We start from the raw sequence: 18,903 nt of genomic DNA, 5'->3' as shown, positions 1-18,903 counted from the left end.
GCCGAATCCTAAGAAGACGATGAGCGTGTAGAGAAGCCATTCTCCGAAGACTATCCACCATAAAGGAATTGTGTGGCTTAATTATAAAATAAAAAGAATATGGAGGTTTTACTGCCCGCACTTCCTTTCTTCAATAGGCTTGTACTTTAATCCCGTTGGACCTACGAACTCTTCAGTTGGTCTTATTATCCTGTTGTTCTTGACTTGCTCTATGTAATGGCTTGTCCATCCAACTATTCTTCCCATAGCAAATATAGGTGTGTACATGGGTATAGGTATTCCAAGTAGATAGTATAGTGGCGCAGTGTATAGGTCAACGTTTGCCGGTAGATTCTTCTCTTGCTTCACAACTTTCTCAGAGGCTTCTAGAACTTCTATCCAGTAGTGTCCACCTTCTAGTTGTTCAATGTATTTTCTTAGTACATCAGTTCTCGGGTCGTGGACTTTATAGACTCTATGGCCGAACCCCATGATTTTCTCTTTTTTAGCCAGCTTGTCTTTAATGTACTCAGCAATGTATTCCTTGAGCGGTACACCCTTTGCTTTGGCCTCCTTCTCTGCTTCGAGGAACATTGTCATGGCCTTCTCGTTTGCTCCCCCGTGTAATGGGCCTTTAAGTGCTCCGACGCCACCAGCTACTGCACTATATATGTCGCTTAGTGTACTAGCTATGACTCTTACAGTAAATGTGCTAGCGTTGAAACCGTGATCCATGTAGAGGACTAGGCTGGATTCGAATGCCCTTGCTTCTACTTTATTTGGCATTCTTCCCGTTATCATCCTCAGTACGTCTGTCGCGTGGTCGAGGCTTGAATCAGGTCTGATTAGGGTTCCACTTCTAGCTAAACTCCATCCTGCAGTGAATACTACAGGCAGTTTAGCTATTAGTTTTATTGCATGATCAAATAATGTTTCATCGGAGAAGTCCCATTCAGGTGCTAAGTACTGCCCGAGAAGCGTCACACCATAGGAACCATAGTACATTGGATGTGTTGCTGGAGACAATTTCAATGCGTCGAAGAGTTTCTCCGGAATATTCCCCCTCTCATAGTCTATTTTCTTCTTTATCTCCTTCAGTTCATCCTCGCATGGCAGATGGCCGTAGAGGAATAGGTGGGCTGCTTCGTAGAAGCTAGCGTGTTCTCCTATGTCATCAATGGTATATCCTCTATAGATAGTTGCTTGTCCAGATGGGTCAACCCCACTTAGATGCGTTTGGTCTACAATTACTCCGGCTAACCCTTTAGGTGCACGGATATATTGTTGTTGTGCCATATCATGATTCACCCCATAATGGATTTGCATATATAATTTGCATTATCGCCTCGTATAAAAGCCTATTTAACCTATCCTTACTAAACAAACGTGTAATTCCACAATATTACTAGCGGATTACTCTAGGCATACCGTAGTAGTATCAGGGTTTAACTATTGAATTGTTATCACGATAGAATATTATGGCAGGGATGCTGAGATGACTAATTGCATGTTGGACCCTACTAGGGACATTATAGTGGAGACTGTTAAGGAGATATCAGAGAAAGAGCCGGAAGGAGTACCACCCGAGGAGCTGCATTACATTCTAATTAGAAAACTCAATGAATGCAGTGATCTCTACGCAGTAGACGGGTCATGGAGCCCTATTATTGACAGGGCAATACAGGTCCTCCTAGACTCAGAGCTTAGCTACCTAGACAGAAGCGGTAATCTTCATTTAAGTACGGTAGCGAAAGGCTTACTTGTATAGGTAAAATAAACCCCCCGTTTAAAATAGATTCCTAGGTAGACGATCGTTGTCGACTGCAGGTATTTTTGACAAATACCATGAAAAATATGATAACTGGTATTCAGAGAACACAATAATAGCCCTCAATGAATTAAAAACAGTTAAACAAGCCCTGGACTATCCATACCATCCTTGCCTTGAGGTGGGAGTAGGTTCAGGATGGTTCGCCAGTAAAGTAGTATGCGACATAGGATTGGATCCTAGTTATAACATGCTTTTGAAAGCGAAGAAAAGGAGAATCGAGGTTATACAGGGATTAGGCGAATCCCTTCCATCAAGATCAAGGGTATTTAAGACGGTTTTGATTATAGTGACTATATGCTTCGTTGATAACTCTAACCTCGTTCTTAAAGAAGCAGTGAGGGTCGTAAAGGGAGATGGGAGAATTATCCTTTGCATAGTTCCACGTGATAGCCCTTGGGGGAAATACTATACTAAACTCTCAAAAGCAGGTCATTTATTCTACAGGGTAGCTAGGTTCTACACGATAAACGAGTTGATACGAATTGCATCTCGGATGAATTTAGAGTTAGAAAAATGTATGGGTACACTAAGTTTTCATCCTGAAGATACTCCGTTCAGAGAAGGGCCAAGAAAATGTATAGGGGGGGAGGGGTTTGTATGTTTGAGATTTAAGCCAAGTTTTCCTCAAACTTCTCAATCTTATCAATAAGTTCATCCTCTAATCTAATATGCTCTTTAAAGTGGTTATTTGGATCGACTGTTAAGGTATAAACCCAGTATAACTGGAATAGTCCCATAGTGATCAATGAGAGAATGAAGTATAGAACAGTATTTCTATTTGGTATACTGTATATTGATCTAAAGATTAGCGGATACCCTAATTCTTCCATAGCTTTTGACGTTTCCTCCCATAGATATAGCTCTCTCCTGTTATGTATATAGAAATCCTTGGTTAGAAAATGGTAGACATAGTATATTAGAATGTTAATTATCAAGACGAGTATAACCCATAGGAATGGCCCGTGCTCAGTTTGATCTAATTCCATCTGCCTGATGATGTTTCTCAAAGATTCCGCCCTCTTTGTAAGCCCCTTCTCATTGAAATATTCTGCTAGATCTTTGTAGAATAATGTGGTGCGTTTGAAGTGTTTGTTCATTCTGTCAACCCATTTATATATAACATATAGCTGAATGAGACCGCCTAGAACCATTAATGCCGTGCTTGCACCGAGGATACTTGAGCCGGTAGCAGCCTCTAAGTTTAGGCCTACAATATTTTTGTTTCTTGTTATCGTTATAGTGGTTTCTTGGAGCGATGAGATATTGTTCATATCAGAAAGGGCTAAGGCTGCTATTAATAGCATAGCCCCGATTAGTAAGAGTAGTATAGAAATGAATGGCAGCCAGGGAGGCATTATATAATCAGTTTCATTTCTCATACGTATATCTTGTTTTAATCTTTCGATTGTACTCATAGGTGGTACACCAAGTAATCCCACTGGATATTGATGTTCTCGTGGAATAAAAAAGTGGTTAAAGTTTCATTAAAAAGGATGGTTATGTTTCAAGCTTCTCAATCTTATCTAATAGTTCGCCCTCTAGTAACCTGTGTTGCTTAAAATGTTCATTAGGATCAACTGTTGTTACGTATACCCAGTAGAATCCAAAGAGCCCTGCAGTGACTAGAGTTAGCACTATGTAAATTACAGTGTTCCTATCTGGTATTCTGAAGAAGGTCCTCGTCGATAGCGGCTGACCGAGTTTCTCCATAGCTTTGCCCAGGTCCTCCCATATATAGAACTCTCTTTGGTCGTGGTGATAGAAGTCCTTGTTCAGGAAATGGAGAACATATAATGCTAGTAGTCCTCCTGTTATTACTGATAGAACCGTCCAGAGTACAGGGCTTCTCTCAGGAAAGTTAATATTCATTTATCTTAATGTCCTTTTAATCGAGTCAGTTTCTTCACTCGTTCCTCTCAATTCAAAATGACCAGCTTGATCCTGATATAACATTCGAGTTCTTTTAAAATGCTTATTCCGCCTGTCAATCCACTCATACATAACGTACAATCCTATTATTGCTCCAACTAGATATAGGACTCCAACGCCAGCCATACCTATGATTCCGCGTTCTCCTGTTATAATTATGGAGACGAATACTAGGAAGGAGAATAATACTGGTAGGAATGGCAGCCAGGGAGGCATTATATAATCAGTTTCATTTCTCATACGTATATCTTGGGCTATATTATTTATACTTATAAATTAAACACCTCACATTATATGTGACTGTTTAATGTGTGGAAATAAATAGGTTAACAATCGTTTTGTCCTTTTCTAGGAGTAATTGTATTGGAAAACCTATATTACCTTGAATTATCATTTCTAAGATTTATGGAAGGGTGTAAGTTATGTCGCTAGTTGATGAATGTGTGGATATCGTAGAGAAATTATACAAGGAAGACAAGCCTATTAAAGAAATAGTGAAACATTGCCATAACAGTATGAGCGTGGTATATAAAGCAATAAATAGGCTGGAAAAGCAAGGTAGAATAAAGAGGAGAAGAAGGAACTATAATCACAGAGGTTACCTTTCTAAAGATGAATTAAACAAGATAAAGAGAATGTATAAACAAGGAACGAGTCTTTATGCTATTAGCAAGAAACTAGGCCGTCCTGTCTCGACAGTGTATTATGCGGTTAAGAAGCTAGGTCTATAATAATCCTTCTATTTCTTATTTTCCAGTATTACTTTGATCAACCGTATTTCGCTAGGAAAACTACATGTGATCAACGATAATACCCATCGTTTACTTTATAAACTCAAGCATAAAATGTATTACGCAACTATCTTATATTTCTATTATAACTGTCTTGAAATTAGAGAACTAGAATTTAGCTAAGACGGTGGAAGAAGATATGTGTAGAATGGCTGCTTTCTGGACGAGAGAAGGATCACAGGCTATGCCTGAATTAGTAGATGCGCTAATAGACTCTAGTCGAATGGATATGTACCTAGAGGAGCTATATGGTAATGTAAGCCACAGTGATGGATGGGGTTATGCCTTATACACCCACAGAGATAAAGGGAGCTTTATACATTCAAAAACACTCAACCCTATCTATAATACAATAGAGTATACTCGACTCACAGGACTGACCAAACTAATAATGGATTCCGAATATTCCTTCGGTTTCATGCACTCAAGGCATGCAAGCAAAAACATGCCTAAAGGCCTATTGGCTGTCCATCCATTCATCTCCACATGCAAAGACGGTAGTATACTAGCAGTAGGACATAACGGCTCTATCCGTGGAGACGAGTTAAACAAAGAGATGGGAGGAATCCCTGGTTACGGTAAACTCTACCCAGATAGTTACCTTATAGCTGTTTATCTAGCTAGAAATAAAGGTGGTATAGTCCAGGCTATCAGAGACTTGGAAGACTATACTAAAACCGCTTTAAATATCTCTGTACTGATATTGAATGAAGTAAACGATGAATCAAATTCGGATCTTTATACTTACACCTTCCTTGCAGATGATAAGAGAGGCGATACTAAAGTTTTAAATTATTATAGAATGAGCTACGCCATGAAAGAAGATTTACAGGCTGTTGTATCAAGTACAATTGCAGATAAGCTAGAGTCCTATGAATGGACAGTCCAGGATCTTTCCCCTAAGGGGGATGGTTTCCACGTGGCTTTCAAAAACGGGAGATTCAAGGTAATGAGAATACCGTGAATCATTTTATCAGTGATTTAAGAGTATCTATGAATTTCTCCACTTCCTCTCTCGTATTATACAAGTAAAGGCTCACTCGAACACTACCATCATTCGCTTCTAACGCATAGTGTAGTGGATGTGCACAATGTTTCCCTATTCTCACTGCAATTCCTTTTCTCGATAGATAGAGAGCTACGGCATCCACTGTATAGCCTTTCACTGTGAAGCTAATAATACCAAGCCTTTTCCTAGGATCCAACGGTCCTAGTATCCTTATCTTATCACCGATAGAATCCTCTAGTGAATCGAACAGAAAACCAGTTAATTCTTCCTCATACTTGGTAATCTCATGCATACCAAGTTTTTCTAAGTATTCAATTGCCTTACCTAGCCCTATCGCTTCAATAATAGGCGGAGTACCGGCTTCCCATTTCAGTGGCGGTCTACCCCATTCTACATTCAAGTTACCATTATCTTTGATTACATCTCTGATGGTTCCTCCTCCACCGAAAACAGGATCAAATTTTTCGGAGAACTCTTTTTTCATCCACAGAACTCCTATACCTGTGGGACCGAGCATTTTATGCCCGCTGAAAACAAGGAAATCTATCCCCATTTCCCTCACATTAATACTGAGATGAGGAGCTCCCTGTGCAGAATCAAGAACTACGATTACACCCTTTTCTTTGGCTTTCCTCGAAACTTCTCGAACAGGAGCTATGCTTCCAGTCACATTAGAGACATGGCCGAATGAGAATACCTTAGTTTTTTCTGTAAGATAATCATCTAGAAGATCCCATCGAGGGACTCCTTCATTATTAACGGGTAGGAGTCTTAGAGTTGCACCTGTTAAATTAGCCAGTCCTCTCCAAGGTAGTATATTACTATGATGTTCTGCCTCTGTTATTAGTATTTCATCTCCCTTTGAAACTATTCTGTTTCCTAGTAGGATAAGTGCTATTCTCCTCAGACTATCAGTTGAATTATATGTAAGGACTACTTCGCTGGGTTCAGCTTTTATAAAATCTGCAGCTTTTTCTCTAGCTTTATCATATTTGATTGATGCTTCTATACTCAGCTTGTATGCTCCTCTGTGGACATTAGCGTATTCATGTAGGGAAAATAATTTCATTGCCTCAATTACACTTACGGGTTTGAGAGTACTTGCAGCATTGTCTAAATAAACCAAGCCCTCTTGGAGCTCAGGAAAATCTGATCTCACTCTTCCTACGTCAAACAATGTATTGCACACCTACATATATATCTTGTATTCCACTAAAATAATCCTATTACTTCCTTGTAGTGACCTACTACGTTTGCTGCGAACCTATTCGGGGACTTCAAGTACGCGGGATGGGGAGCTTCTTTATATACGAGCAGTCTGGTTTTCATGGTTTCATCTGCGAACCTCTTCATTTCTGATAAATCGACTACGTTATCGTTTTCACCATAAATGAGCAGGATAGGTAAGGCATTCTCTCTAAGATAGAGTATGATATTATGTTCTAGGGGATTAACTGGAGCAACTAGTGTCATGCCTACTACGTTGTTCTTCTCCACTGCATACTTCAAAGAAATATATCCACCTATACTTGCGCCAACCATATAGTTTTTATCGAATCCAGAGGCACTTATGATTTCCCCTATCAAGTATACATTCTTATCGGGGTCTCTTGATTTAAAGGATCTATTAACCTTCATGCCGTAAGGCATATCCGGGGCGATAAAGGGGATGCCCTCTTTACATAAGACTTCAAGTAATCCTATTTCACTCCAAACGTCGCTTGTGAAACTAAATCCATGTAGGAGAATAATTGGAATATTAAGGCTGGAATCTTGGGATAATTTCACATAGACATTCCCATAGGTTGTTTCAATTGTTTTTTCAACAAAACAGTTCCCTGTCATTGTCCTCCACCGATAATAGTGATTGTTTTAGGTTGAATCTATTATATACTGAATATTACAACGAGAGGTTTAAGGGAGGTTTAGTTGGAAAAGATTGAAGTAACCAGATACTTTGAGTTTATTAAGAAAAATAATAAGGTGATAGTAGGAGGCAGAGAAATTCCTCTCAAACGAATTAAGGTCTCCAGGCTTGAACCTAGAAAAGAGGAGCTTGGCTTGGTATATGGGAGTGTTTGGAGTTTCCCTAAGAGGGGGAGATGGGCTTCCCATAGAAGCGATTATAGAGGTAATTGGCCTCCTCAACTACCAAGGATTCTAATAGAATCATATACTCAACAAGGAGATTCAGTTCTAGATCCCATGGTGGGATCAGGGACTACGTGTATCGAGGCATTACTCCTCAAACGTAGATGTATAGGTGTAGATATAAATGTGCAATCATTGGTTCTTGCATGGCATCGCCTCTATGCACTCTCTGAGAAACTCAGCCCAGATAATCCTATGAAACCTCTGGAAGCTATAGAACTATACGCTGGGGATGCTAGGGACCTAGATAAAGTCCAGGAGAATGAAGTAAAACTAGTTGCCACTCACCCTCCTTATTGGAGGTCACTTAAATATTCAACCAATATAAATGGAGACTTATCGAACGAAAAAAGCTTGAAAAGATACCTCGATGCATTAGGTATAATCTCAAATGAGATATACAGGGTACTAGTACCTGGAGGAGTTTTCGCCATTCTTCTCGGGGACTCGAGGAGGAAACGGCACTATGTTCCTGTTTCAATCTATGCTCTTAAGAAGATACTTGAGCCTGGCTTTATTCTTATGGAGGAAATTGTAAAGATACAGCATAAGATTAAGGATACGCAAGTGTATTGGGAGAGGTATAGTAGAGATTTCCTCATGATTAAACACGAGAAATTGTATATTATGAGAAAACCAGTCTATGAGGGTGAAGAGAAAAAATACAGGTATAGTACTATGAAGAGGAGACGTTAACATACTGGCTTGATTTCCCCCCCGGCTTTCTCCTCAGGAATCTCCCTATTGATCTCTTCTAAGGTAATCTTAATTCTTTCACATAACACGTACATGGAATCATATGCTTCTCTCAGCATTTTCCCATAGTTAGCTTTTCTGGGTTTGTAACTGTCAATTTTTGCTTCAACTAAATCTAGTATGCCCTGAAAATAAGACAGGAACTCTCTAGCGATCTTAATCCTAGATTTCAGGAACGCCATTCCCTTATCTGTTATCATATAAGCCTTCCTCTTTTCTCCTTCCTTATATAAGGACTGAATTAAACCGTCTCTTTCTAACCGGTGTAGTATGGGATATATAGTAGATGGACCAGGGTTCCTTTCCCCTAGCTTAATAGTCTTGAGGAACTTAATTATCTGATAGCCATGCATCTCTCCATTTGCAAGGAGTAGTAACACGGTGAACCTTGTTCTAAGATAAAAAGGATTGGAAGCTGATGGACTAGTATTCACGCTTAGTTCACCTTATCTTCCTCCACATTCTATCCTTGAGAATAGCTATAATTGATGGATTAACTAGGTAACTTGCCATAGCCCCCGCTAGTAGGATCCCTATACCCAGTGTGAACCCCAGCTCCCTCATGCCCCATGTATGGGATGATATCATTGATAAATATGCGCTACCGAGTATTAGGGAGAGCCCGAATACGAGCAATCCCACCCTGGCTGTAGCTAGTATTATACTATTGTCACTGCATTTCTTAAGGCATTCTTCTTTTGCTCTACTTAGATAGAAGCTGTTGTAGTCCATACCGACTCCTAGAATTGCGGTTAGAACCATTATCGGTAAGAACCATAAGACAGGTTTACCTATCCAGTCTTGGAATATTATCTCGGTACTAGCTATAGCTATCATAGCGGATGTCACAATGACCGTTATGGCGGCTAATGCCGCTACTATGCTGTTGAAAGCTATTGCAAAAGCTATAATCATTAATATAACTGCTACTGGTAGAACCCTATGGTAGAATCTTTCGTTTAACAGGCTTTCCATTTCTAGCATAGATGCAGCGGTACCTCCTACGAGAACCTTCTTTACACTAGTTCCTAGATTGATGGCGTGGAGCGTTTCTCTCAGTTCCTTAACCTCGTTAATTCCTTTGTTACTGAGTGGATTATCTTTTTGGAAAACCGAAATATACAGTAGTGTACCATCCTTATTAACATACGGATTAGCTTCACATGAGCCTAGTATTTTCGTTGAGTTGACATACTCAAGTGGTCCTGAGACACCGGCTACGTAGTCTTTAGACTTCAGTATATGATCCATAATCTTCAAAGAGTTAATGGAATTAGTAGTATTCCATGGTTCATTCAATTCAACGACAATGTATGTTTGGTATATAATTCCAGCACCGAATTTCTCGGATACTATGTTGAAGTTTTTTACAGCTTCACTATTCTCAGGTAGGAATATTTGCATGTTATTGCTTCCCTTAAATGTCGCATATGCGTATGCCGATGGAATTGAAACCAGTATCCATACTATGATTACTATCTTAGCGTATTTAACTACTTTTCCTCCTAGCCAACTCCTAGCTCTCACAGATAGTTTCTCTGGAGTTTTAGGCCACCAGAACTTACTGTGGCCTCCTAGCAGAGATAGTAGGGCTGGGATAAGAGTGACTCCAGCTAGCATTGTTACGAATATTGCCAGTGGTATTGCTACTCCGAAGCTTAACAGGAATGGGAAGTCATGGGCAAGGGATAGGCTACCGAAGCCGATGATGGCTGTTGTAGCACTGGTTAATATTGCTGTGTATGTTCTTGATAGCGCTTTCTCTGCAGCCAGCTTGGAGTCCTTAATATTATGGAATTCCTCTCTAAACCTATACGATATGAATCCAGCATAGTCTGCTCCCAACCCCAGGCTTGTAGTTATCATCACAACTCTAGCCCAAGAAGACAAGTCAATGATTCCGCCTGTCACAATTAGATATGCCAATGCCCCTGCAATAAGAATAGCAACTAAAATACCTATAAACGGTATAATTACCGCGGCAATACTCTCTAAGACTAGGAACAGGAATATCACAACCATCGTGTTGCTAAGGATATCAACCCGTTTCATATCCTTACCTGTAAGCTGGTGTGTTTCGTATTCTATTATTCCAGAACCAGTCAGATATACCTTATAATTCTTAACATAATTCTTCAGGGAATTGTTTACTATTTGAGTAAAGTTCTCAGCCTGATAATAATACGTGGGATCCTCCTCGCTTGGTTTAGCATACGGCTTTAGTGTTACTATAAAGGCCATGGCATCATTCGATATAGCATTTCCTTTCAACGAATCGAGCAGTTCTCCATAAGTATTATAGAATGTTTGTTTACTGAGCTTCTCAACGGCTACATCGAATGTTTCATTATGATAGTATGCGACGTTGAACGCCTCCCATAGATTTGCTTTAATAAGTTCTACCGGTACATTACCATTTACTTCTTCAGCAGGCAAGTTTCCAACTTGTTTTACCAGAAAACTCATTAGTATTTGCCTTATATTGTAACTGTAGATACCGGAGTTTCCAGCTGCATTGAATAAATATAACATAAAAGGCCTAGAATTTTCCGGTGTTTTGTTTAATACTTCTTTGCTGAATTCTTTGATAATAATATTATATGTCTGGTTAATAGCTGATAAAGCCTCATTCTCTGTAATATTCTTTCCACCTATAATACGGGCAAATGAGTAAACAATCTCGTGTATCATGGTCGTATTTAGTATCGACGTCAGATTAGCGGGAGCCATCACTGTAAACAAGTCAGCTACACCATTGGCTAATGTCTCATTGTTAGTTAAAATCGCCCCGTTGGCTTGTGGGTCATAATGTGCTAGTATTGAACCCATATTTGCAGCTATCCCTGGATTCTCGGTTTCCTTTTCTATAGTATACATTATCATTTTGAGTGCGTCCTGAGGCGCAGGATCTCGTTTAGAAACCAGTGTAAGAGCTTGTGCTAGGAACGATTTTTCCTCCTCCGTGCCAGCATTGGAGATAAGCAGACCTGAAATCAGTTTGTCGGCATCTGAGGGGTCTGGGGGGTATTTGAGGTTGCTGGCGTTTTCTATGAATTTTACTAGGAGAGTAGAGTTGATCCTTGTTTTTACGGCCATTCCCTCGGCCATGACTGCTGAGAACGCCTTAATCGCATATGGTGTCGACTTAGATTCAACGTCCTTTATGACATTGTATATGTTTTGCTGGCTTATGAATTGATATAGGTAAGGTAGATTAGTAAGATTTGCTATCTCGAGAGATTTCTCCCACACAGTATCATAGGCCTTTAATGCGCCCTCAATCATTTGAATGTTTCGAGCATTCCCTTGCTGCTGCATTTTCTGAAGGCATACTAGCATTGTAGCTTGAGATATAATTTTATAATCAGCATTCAGCGGATTGCCTTGAGTCATATTCATTATCAGCTTATAGTATAATGCAACTGCTTCAGGGTTAACGGAACCTATTCCGGTGGTGTTAGTTAGCTTTGCTACTAAAGCTATATCGCTAGGTGTCAAGTTGCCCGTTTGATAAGCAGTGGTATTCGTCATAAGGAAGTAATTAGTTCTACTAATATCAAACCACGTTTTACTGTATAAGTCGGGTATAGTATTCCAAGCGTATGATAGCGCGTATACAGTATTATTGAGATTTAGATAGGATTGCCTGAGAAGGGTTAGGTTTCCGTAAACATTAACATACGCTCTATCTGCTTGTAATAATTGTTTCTGAGTATCTTTCGTTCCATCGAATAGAGCATAATCTAAATGCCAGGCGTTCTGTATTGTTTTATTCACAATTTCTGCTGCCTCAATGCTTTTCGTGACCGTAAAGACGGACTGGTTGAGCCCCTTGTGTGATTGGTTTCTAATACTGTTGTAGACTTCTGCAATTATTACAGGATAACCCATAGTTTTCTCTGCATACTTGGATAGTTCCTGCTTTTCATTCATGTACCATAAGCCCATTTTCAACGCTGTATCGGGAGACGATACATTAACGTTATCTACTAGGATAATAGCAGAGCTTTCCCCAGTACTTCCAGTTATATTTTTAAGCAACTTCTCTGCCTGTTGGCTCTCTGTATTAGGTGGGAGTAGCCCTTGTTCCTGCGTTACTAGAACATTGTCCAGCTTCATGAATAATGGTGCTGATGCGGCGGCTATTATGAACCATATTGCGATAATTAGCAAGGGTTTCCTTGCTATAAAGTGTGATGCACCCAAGCTGGTCACCTTGTTATATCTCTATCCAAACTATATCGATATTCGATATAGTGATTAAAAACATTACTCCTATACTTTACCATGAGATTAGATTATAATATTACAGCAAGGCAATACATCAAACTTGTGATTGGTCTTTGCTACTAACGACATGCGGCTCCATAAAGGCGTCGGCGAATTATAGTCCGCCAAGGATATTGTCTACTTACAATTTTAACTTCTATTATACTGGGAATACTGCTTTTCTAGTAGAACGAACCGACTCCATGCATGAAGATACGACTGTAATCAGAATATCGAATAAGGGGAATGCTGTAATTAAAAGATTCGTATGCAGTGACAATGTCGTCCGGAGAATAAAGATAGCGCTAGGTTACTTTGATAATATACAAAAATTTGTTGAGGCAACGAGAGGTGATCCTCTCCTCGGATGTGCTGAGGAATATGGGAGCCTCAGGATAAGGAGATTATCACACTGGAACGCGGCGATTGTAGCTTTAGCACAACAGAACAATAGCTTTGCACTAGCATGGAGATCTCTGGCTAAGCTAATAGCACACTACAGCGATATTCAGAGGCTCCTCGGGAGGGATATATATATCCTTTACGATCCCGCCCGAATGCTCTGTAAACTTACTGGTTACAGGGGGCTTTTCCATGGTCCAGATGAATGCATAAGAAGATATGAGATGATGAACAGGCTTCCTTTAGTGAAAAGAGAAATAGAGAAACAAATCAAGGAGCTGAGGGGGATAACGGGATTAGGTTATCGTGCCAATACTCTCCTAGTACTTGCATATAGTTTCGCTTCCGGTCAAGTGGATACCTCGAGCCCAGATAAGTTCTATTATACCTTAAAACAAGTGAAAGGCTTTGGCCAGTATTCTTCTAGATTAGCAACCCTCCTTGCATATGGGAGATTTAGATTTCCCCCCCTTGACAGATGGACGATTAGATTGGCATCCTATGCTTATAGAGTCCCGCCTAAACCTGATAGTGTAGAAGAGGAGTTTTTGAAAAGGTTCGGTTCCGATGCTGGTTTAGCTGTCTTTTTCTTAACTGTTCTCCTGGACGCGGAGAGATATTCAACTGCTTTGTTGAGAGTCAAGGAGGGTAAGATCTGCCCTATGAAAGAGAACGGGCTCTCTCCGCTGACTTTATGGAAATATGATTTAGTTAAGAATGAAAAAAAGAATTGAAGTTTTATACCGCGTTCATTTTCAATGTATAGTCTAGGTTAAGCGGTGGAATTTCGTTTCTGTCAACCTTTATTTCAATTAAAACCGGCCCTTCTTCCTCGAGAAGCCTCAGTGCCTTTCGGGCCTCATCGTTGTTACCTGCAGAATAAGCTGTTAAGCCAAAGGATTCCGCTAGTGCCTTGAAATCAGGATTCCCGAGGATGGTTTCAATTATTCTTCCCTGCTTTTGAAGAATCTGTCTCAGGTAAAGGACTCTATAACTATTATCATTTACAACTATTATTTTGGTTTTACATCCAGTTCTAACCATGGTTTCAAGCTCTTGTACAACCATAAGGATCTCACCATCACCTGTAACCGCCACAATGTCAGATGAGGGACTCGCATGGCAGGCTCCTAATGCTGCGGGAAGAGCATAGCCCATTGCCCCCAGATTCGTGGCAGCTAGATATGTACCGGGTTTAGTTATGGTCATATGATTGTATGTGTACACTATGTGTGTGCCTTGACCCGCTGTAATTATCCTGTTTTTACCTATTACTTGATCCGCTAAATGGAAGAATAGATTAGGATTTACCAGCTCAGTGTCTTTCTCTATGGAGGTCTTTAGAATGCTTCTCCATTCACCCTTGTACCTTTCTATCCCCTCTATCCATTTGCTTCTATCGTTATTGACACCTTCCGAGATGGCCAATAGTTTGCTCAATAGCGTATTAGGGTCTGCTTCTATTATATCATAGTATCTAGGCCTCTTCTTAACCCATGGATCTCTGCTAACAACAAGTATATCTCCCTTAGGTAGAAGGGTGTATCCATAGGTTGAAATATCATCGAACTCGTTGCCTAATACGAGGAGAGCGTCTGTCTCCTCAAGCGCCTTGTCAGCTGGAAGGCTTCCGCCTCCGAATCCTACTCGTCCTAAACAATATCTATCTTCAGACTCGTTACAGGAACCTCTCCCATTCCCACTCGTAATGATATAGGCATTGAACCTTTCCGCAATTAATGATAACTTCTCTTGTTTGAACCCTGGAGGATAGACAGCTTCTCCGCTTACAAGTATTAACGGTTTCCTGGCTTCACCGAGAAGATCAATCACGTCTCTAATATCAGCTTCTTCAACTTCCCCTCTGTTATATCTTATGCTTCTAATGTTACTGAAGAAATCTTGTGGAACATCGGTATCTGCTTTCCAGAGGTCTTCAGCTACTTCAATAATGATCGGTCCCATAGGAGGGTTATATATGGATTTAACTGCATGTATAATTTGATCTGGTGCATTTCTGGGATTAACTATTACCTGGTAGGATCGGCTTAGACGATCTGCTATAGTGGTTTGATCGACTTCTAACCAAGAATCTGTATCTCTAAGTCTTCTCCTGACTCCTCCGCTTATTAGAATTAATGGTACTCTATCCTTGGAGGCTATGCCTAGGGCTATCATGGAGTTTAGAAAACCGGGACCAGCATGTACTATTGCTGCAGCAGGCTTTTTAGATACTCTATAAACAGAATCGGCTGCAGATACAGCTGCTTGTTCGTGTCTTGTTGTATGAATATTTAGTTTGTCTTGGTAATTATATAGCTTATCATAGAAATCTACTACACTTGTACCTATTATACCGTAGACATGTTGTACATCAAGCTCAATTAACGTTCTTGCAAGTAGATCACCTATACTCATTTTCAATTTAGTGCACCCTGGTTTTACATGTTTACAACGGCGATAGGCTTGCCGCCGGCTAGGACTCTTACAATATTCTCTATACTATGCATTATGATCCTAGTTCTGGCATCAGAGTTCGCTCCAGCTATATGGGGAGTTAACACAATGTTATAGTCTCCTTCCCTTGCTAGTCTGAGTAACGGGTGATCTGGGCTGGGAGGTTCTTTATTATACACGTCGACAGCTGCACCGCTTATCCATCCTTCTCTAATCGCTTTGGCTAGAGCTTCTTCATCAATAAGTTTTCCTCTCGATGGATTTATTAGAACGGCCCCTGGTTTCATGCTTCTAAGTTCCTGTTCTCCTATGAACTTTTCAGTTTCGGGTGTTAATGGTATATGGATACTTACTACATCACTGTTCCTGAGCAGTTTTGAGAATCTTGAGTATTTAATACCTAGTTTCTCCTCATCTTCAGTTGAAAGTTTCCTGATATCATAGTAGATTACTTCAGCATCAAAGGTTCTGGCTCTTTTAGCGACTTCTCTACCTATTCTACCTATTCCAATTACTCCCCAGGTTTTACCGTATAAATCGAAGGTACCCATGTCCATGAGTTTCCATTGAGGCCATACTCCGCTCCTTGTATACTCGTGGGCGTAGACGAGCCTCTTTAGTAATGCTAAAGCTGCCATAACAGTATACTCTGCTACGCTAATACTATTCGATTTGCCAGCATTCGCTACAGGTATCCCTTTCTTCCTACAAGCCTCGACGTCTATATGGTCAAATCCGGTGCTTGGTTGTTGAATAAGTTTTACTTTTTCCATTGCTTCACATAGCTCTGCATCTATTTTCATTTGGAAGCTATAGTCGCCTATTATGATATCCGCGTTTTTTAGAACAGCTTTGATTTCGTCTTTAGGTTTGCCGAAGACGCCTACTATTTTCACATCTCCAGGTATCTTGTCTTTGACGGGTGCGAAGAGTCCCTCCATGAATGACTCTGGTAGAGGACTCATAGAGACTATTGTGAACACACTACTCAATATTGACACCTCTAAGATACGGTTTGATTGACAGGGGTATAATGTTACTGGATAACTATATTGTAGGTTCAAGATAATATTTTTGAGTGAGAGGAATGAATGTTCCATACTTTCTCCGACCCTATAAAAGGGATTCGTTTTTAAATGATCGAGGGAGGGGATAGACTATAACTTCTAGTGAATTATTACTCGTGATTACAGTTTTATTAGTAGCTTTGCTCGTCTATGACAGACTGACTATGAATATTAGAATCAGAAAGAGAGAATTGTCGCTGGAGGAAAAGTACAGGAAGCTTCTGGAGGAATGGAAGACTAAGGAGCTAAAAAGCGAAGCGTCTAAGCTTGGAATTATCCTAGAGGAGAAGTATAGATTGGCTTTTGATTCTTGGAAAAAGATGGAGGAGAATAAGATAAGAAAGGATGCAGTAGAGAAAAGTAGCGCTGTTGTTCTGGGTAAAGTGGCTGAGCAACTCGCACCACTAGAATTTGCCGTTAAAACGGGTATAAACCCTAAGGATGCGAGGTTCATTGGCAGCCCTATTGATTATATTATTTTCAAAGGATTATATGACGGGAAACCGAGAGAGATTTTATTTGTAGAGGTTAAAGCGGGTAAAAACGCTAAGCTCTCGTCTAGAGAAAAAGAAGTCAGGAAACTGATCGAAGAGTGTAAGGTTAGATGGGTCAAATATGACTTAATCTAGCTTACGATACTTCTTGCTTCGAGACTTGTATTCTTCTTCCTCTTCTTTTGAAGCGAAGTGAATATGAATGGGATGAAGAGATGTGAGACCGGCGTTGTTTATTGCGTTGTTTACTAGGATCCTTTGCTTCTTCTCACTAGGCTTCTTCTCCATTACAACAAGTATATCAATATCATGGGATATAGCTTTCTCCCCCCTGGCTATACTACCGATCAGGTAAAATTTAGCTTCACCGGTTAGTTTCTTGAGCTCGGAAATGAATGGGGGCACCCATATTCTCCATTCATCAATTAGCTTAATTCTTTTTTCTAGGTTTTCATCAACGTATTCATGTATTCTGCGACCGGTCACATTTCTATATAAATATTCGTATAGGAAACCACCGCTTAACACTCCTAGGAATAGGAGAAGTGAACCTAGACTACTACGGGCTTGGTTATATATTAGTACGCCCAGTGAGAATGATGATAATAATATCGCTACTAAGCCAATATATGGGTTGGCCTTCGCCTCCTTCCTAAGGCGATATGCAGTTATATTTACACTCGTGAATACTGTAAGGAAGCCTAGGCTTCCAATTACTGATATTGTTTGGAGTGGCGCATAAACGGCGAGTATTATCGACATAATGGCAATGAAGAACAGCCCTTCCGACGCATTTTTCCATAATGTTTTCTCTAGTTCGGATGGAAGGTATCCTATTTTTGAGATAAGGTATGTTATGCCAGCTGTGCCATATAAAGTAGCGTTTATAGCGCTTGCAGTGGATAGAAGCGCACCTATTATAACTAACCAGAATCCAGCAGATCCGAGGACGGGTTTGGCTACTATTGCAAGAGCATAGTCTTTTGCTTTTATAACTTCGCTTAATGGAAGAACGCCAACTGAGACTATCGCTATTCCAATGTAAATTAGTGTTGTAACGATAATGGATGAATACAGTGCTTTAGGAATAATTCTATGGTCATAAACGTCTTGTGAGGCATTTGCGATGAGTTCGAAGCCTTCGTATGCAACGAAGATTAACATTCCGCCGGCTATTATATTAATGTTAGAAGGCCAGTTACCTGGAGAGAGCTTTGAATAGTTTACGTATAGGAATCCTACTCCAGCTACTATGAGGAGTATACTCAGTTTTATATATACGAGTAAATCCTCAACTTTTCCGCTGACATATGCGCCGAGTGCATTTACTGATGTGAATGCTAGTATGACAATTACTGAAAAGATCTGAGGCCACGGGTAACCAGCGTTGAAAGCTGCAGCAGCGTAGTGTCCGAAGGCGAAGCTGTATAATGCTATCATGACTGTATAGCTTAGATATAATAGGATGTTTAGGCCTCCGGAAAAAACCCCAGATCCAAAGCCTTTCACAACGAATTCTATAGTTCCTCCTCTGCTGGGATATCTAACTGACAGTTTGGCGTAGCTGTACCCTGTTGCTATAGCCACGAGTCCCGCAACCATAAATGCGATTGGCGCGCCATATTTGCTAATTGATATACTTAATCCTAAAACTGCAAAGATGCCACCACCTATCATTCCACCGACTCCTATAGCGAAGGCCTCTGGGAACCCTATTTTCCTTGATTTCAATCACTAACAACTCCTAAGAGTCTATTTATGGAGATCA

At 40.2% G+C, this 18,903-nt stretch carries 18 protein-coding genes; 7 read left to right on the top strand and 11 right to left on the bottom strand.

Annotated elements, in window-relative coordinates; translation table 11 throughout:
* Positions 1-108: 108 nt before the first annotated feature.
* Positions 109-1,275 carry a citrate/2-methylcitrate synthase gene (locus tag F7B60_03685; protein ID MCE4614610.1) on the bottom strand — a complete coding sequence of 389 codons (1,167 nt, stop codon included), beginning with the start codon at positions 1,273-1,275 and terminating at the stop codon, positions 109-111.
* A 199-nt stretch (positions 1,276-1,474) separates the two neighbouring features.
* Between F7B60_03685 and F7B60_03680 the strand changes: the two genes are divergently transcribed.
* Entirely contained in the window at positions 1,475-1,747 is a 273-nt protein-coding gene (locus F7B60_03680; GenBank protein MCE4614609.1) for a hypothetical protein, read from the top strand.
* Between the two features lie 46 nt (positions 1,748-1,793).
* The gene (locus tag F7B60_03675; protein ID MCE4614608.1) at positions 1,794-2,459 is read left to right on the top strand and encodes a methyltransferase domain-containing protein; all 666 of its coding nucleotides are present in this window, start codon (positions 1,794-1,796) and stop codon (positions 2,457-2,459) included.
* Here F7B60_03675 and F7B60_03670 read toward each other — a convergent pair.
* The 3 genes from F7B60_03670 to F7B60_03660 all read right to left on the bottom strand — a co-directional run bounded on the left by F7B60_03670 (position 2,419) and on the right by F7B60_03660 (position 3,955).
* Entirely contained in the window at positions 2,419-3,225 is an 807-nt protein-coding gene (locus tag F7B60_03670; GenBank protein ID MCE4614607.1) for a DUF4234 domain-containing protein, read from the bottom strand. The genes F7B60_03675 and F7B60_03670 overlap by 41 nt on opposite strands.
* Positions 3,226-3,307: 82 nt before the next feature.
* Positions 3,308-3,679 (bottom strand): DUF4234 domain-containing protein, encoded by a 372-nt coding sequence (locus F7B60_03665; GenBank protein MCE4614606.1) that lies wholly within the window; start codon positions 3,677-3,679, stop codon positions 3,308-3,310.
* Positions 3,680-3,955, bottom strand: coding sequence for a hypothetical protein (locus tag F7B60_03660; protein MCE4614605.1), 276 nt, complete (start codon positions 3,953-3,955; stop codon positions 3,680-3,682).
* A gap of 206 nt (positions 3,956-4,161) precedes the next feature.
* Here F7B60_03660 and F7B60_03655 point away from each other — a divergent pair, with 206 nt between their 5' ends.
* Both F7B60_03655 and F7B60_03650 read left to right on the top strand, forming a co-directional pair.
* Entirely contained in the window at positions 4,162-4,470 is a 309-nt protein-coding gene (locus F7B60_03655; GenBank protein MCE4614604.1) for a helix-turn-helix domain-containing protein, read from the top strand.
* A gap of 199 nt (positions 4,471-4,669) precedes the next feature.
* Entirely contained in the window at positions 4,670-5,494 is an 825-nt protein-coding gene (locus F7B60_03650; GenBank protein ID MCE4614603.1) for a hypothetical protein, read from the top strand.
* Between the two features lies 1 nt (position 5,495).
* On the opposite strand, the gene F7B60_03645 is transcribed toward F7B60_03650, so the two are convergent.
* The gene (locus F7B60_03645) at positions 5,496-6,716 is read right to left on the bottom strand and encodes a cysteine desulfurase (protein MCE4614602.1); all 1,221 of its coding nucleotides are present in this window, start codon (positions 6,714-6,716) and stop codon (positions 5,496-5,498) included.
* Positions 6,717-6,751: 35 nt separating this feature from the next.
* Positions 6,752-7,384 carry an alpha/beta hydrolase gene (locus F7B60_03640; protein ID MCE4614601.1) on the bottom strand — a complete coding sequence of 211 codons (633 nt, stop codon included), beginning with the start codon at positions 7,382-7,384 and terminating at the stop codon, positions 6,752-6,754.
* 84 nt (positions 7,385-7,468) lie between these two features.
* Between F7B60_03640 and F7B60_03635 the strand changes: the two genes are divergently transcribed.
* Positions 7,469-8,386, top strand: a complete 918-nt coding sequence (locus tag F7B60_03635; GenBank protein MCE4614600.1) for a DNA methylase — start codon at positions 7,469-7,471, stop codon at positions 8,384-8,386.
* Here the strand turns inward: F7B60_03635 and F7B60_03630 are convergent.
* Positions 8,383-8,880, bottom strand: a complete 498-nt coding sequence (locus F7B60_03630; protein MCE4614599.1) for a PadR family transcriptional regulator — start codon at positions 8,878-8,880, stop codon at positions 8,383-8,385. The two genes, F7B60_03635 and F7B60_03630, sit on opposite strands and share 4 nt — an antisense overlap.
* 7 nt (positions 8,881-8,887) lie before the next feature.
* Positions 8,888-12,652 (bottom strand): MMPL family transporter, encoded by a 3,765-nt coding sequence (locus F7B60_03625; protein ID MCE4614598.1) that lies wholly within the window; start codon positions 12,650-12,652, stop codon positions 8,888-8,890.
* Between the two features lie 137 nt (positions 12,653-12,789).
* On the opposite strand from F7B60_03625, the gene F7B60_03620 reads away from it, so the two are divergent.
* Positions 12,790-13,851, top strand: coding sequence for a hypothetical protein (locus tag F7B60_03620; GenBank protein MCE4614597.1), 1,062 nt, complete (start codon positions 12,790-12,792; stop codon positions 13,849-13,851).
* Between the two features lie 4 nt (positions 13,852-13,855).
* Here F7B60_03620 and F7B60_03615 read toward each other — a convergent pair whose 3' ends face one another.
* Complete coding sequence (locus tag F7B60_03615; GenBank protein MCE4614596.1) at positions 13,856-15,535, bottom strand: thiamine pyrophosphate-binding protein; 1,680 nt, start codon at positions 15,533-15,535, stop codon at positions 13,856-13,858.
* Between the two features lie 23 nt (positions 15,536-15,558).
* Entirely contained in the window at positions 15,559-16,557 is a 999-nt protein-coding gene (locus tag F7B60_03610; GenBank protein ID MCE4614595.1) for a 2-hydroxyacid dehydrogenase, read from the bottom strand.
* Between the two features lie 200 nt (positions 16,558-16,757).
* Between F7B60_03610 and F7B60_03605 the strand changes: the two genes are divergently transcribed.
* The gene (locus F7B60_03605) at positions 16,758-17,270 is read left to right on the top strand and encodes a hypothetical protein (protein MCE4614594.1); all 513 of its coding nucleotides are present in this window, start codon (positions 16,758-16,760) and stop codon (positions 17,268-17,270) included.
* On the opposite strand, the gene F7B60_03600 is transcribed toward F7B60_03605, so the two are convergent.
* On the bottom strand, positions 17,262-18,866 hold the full coding sequence (locus F7B60_03600) for an amino acid permease (GenBank protein ID MCE4614593.1): 1,605 nt from the start codon (positions 18,864-18,866) through the stop codon (positions 17,262-17,264). The two genes, F7B60_03605 and F7B60_03600, sit on opposite strands and share 9 nt — an antisense overlap.
* Between the last annotated feature and the right edge of the window lie 37 nt (positions 18,867-18,903).

Source organism: Candidatus Tiamatella incendiivivens (assembly GCA_015522635.1).
In the GTDB taxonomy this organism is placed as follows: domain Archaea; phylum Thermoproteota; class Thermoprotei_A; order Sulfolobales; family Acidilobaceae; genus Tiamatella; species Tiamatella incendiivivens.
Note: the sequence above shows the minus strand (reverse complement) of the source record. Positions and strands in the feature narration are given on the sequence as shown.

What these genes read in the sequence shown, in the direction of transcription:
- F7B60_03685 (MCE4614610.1), bottom strand. Translation starts at nt 1,275, where the DNA reads ATGGCACAACAACAATATATCCGTGCACCTAAAGGGTTAGCCGGAGTA.
- F7B60_03680 (MCE4614609.1), top strand. Translation starts at nt 1,475, where the DNA reads ATGACTAATTGCATGTTGGACCCTACTAGGGACATTATAGTGGAGACT.
- F7B60_03670 (MCE4614607.1), bottom strand. Translation starts at nt 3,225, where the DNA reads ATGAGTACAATCGAAAGATTAAAACAAGATATACGTATGAGAAATGAA.
- F7B60_03665 (MCE4614606.1), bottom strand. Translation starts at nt 3,679, where the DNA reads ATGAATATTAACTTTCCTGAGAGAAGCCCTGTACTCTGGACGGTTCTA.
- F7B60_03660 (MCE4614605.1), bottom strand. Translation starts at nt 3,955, where the DNA reads ATGCCTCCCTGGCTGCCATTCCTACCAGTATTATTCTCCTTCCTAGTA.
- F7B60_03655 (MCE4614604.1), top strand. Translation starts at nt 4,162, where the DNA reads ATGTCGCTAGTTGATGAATGTGTGGATATCGTAGAGAAATTATACAAG.
- F7B60_03650 (MCE4614603.1), top strand. Translation starts at nt 4,670, where the DNA reads ATGTGTAGAATGGCTGCTTTCTGGACGAGAGAAGGATCACAGGCTATG.
- F7B60_03640 (MCE4614601.1), bottom strand. Translation starts at nt 7,384, where the DNA reads ATGACAGGGAACTGTTTTGTTGAAAAAACAATTGAAACAACCTATGGG.
- F7B60_03615 (MCE4614596.1), bottom strand. Translation starts at nt 15,535, where the DNA reads ATGAGTATAGGTGATCTACTTGCAAGAACGTTAATTGAGCTTGATGTA.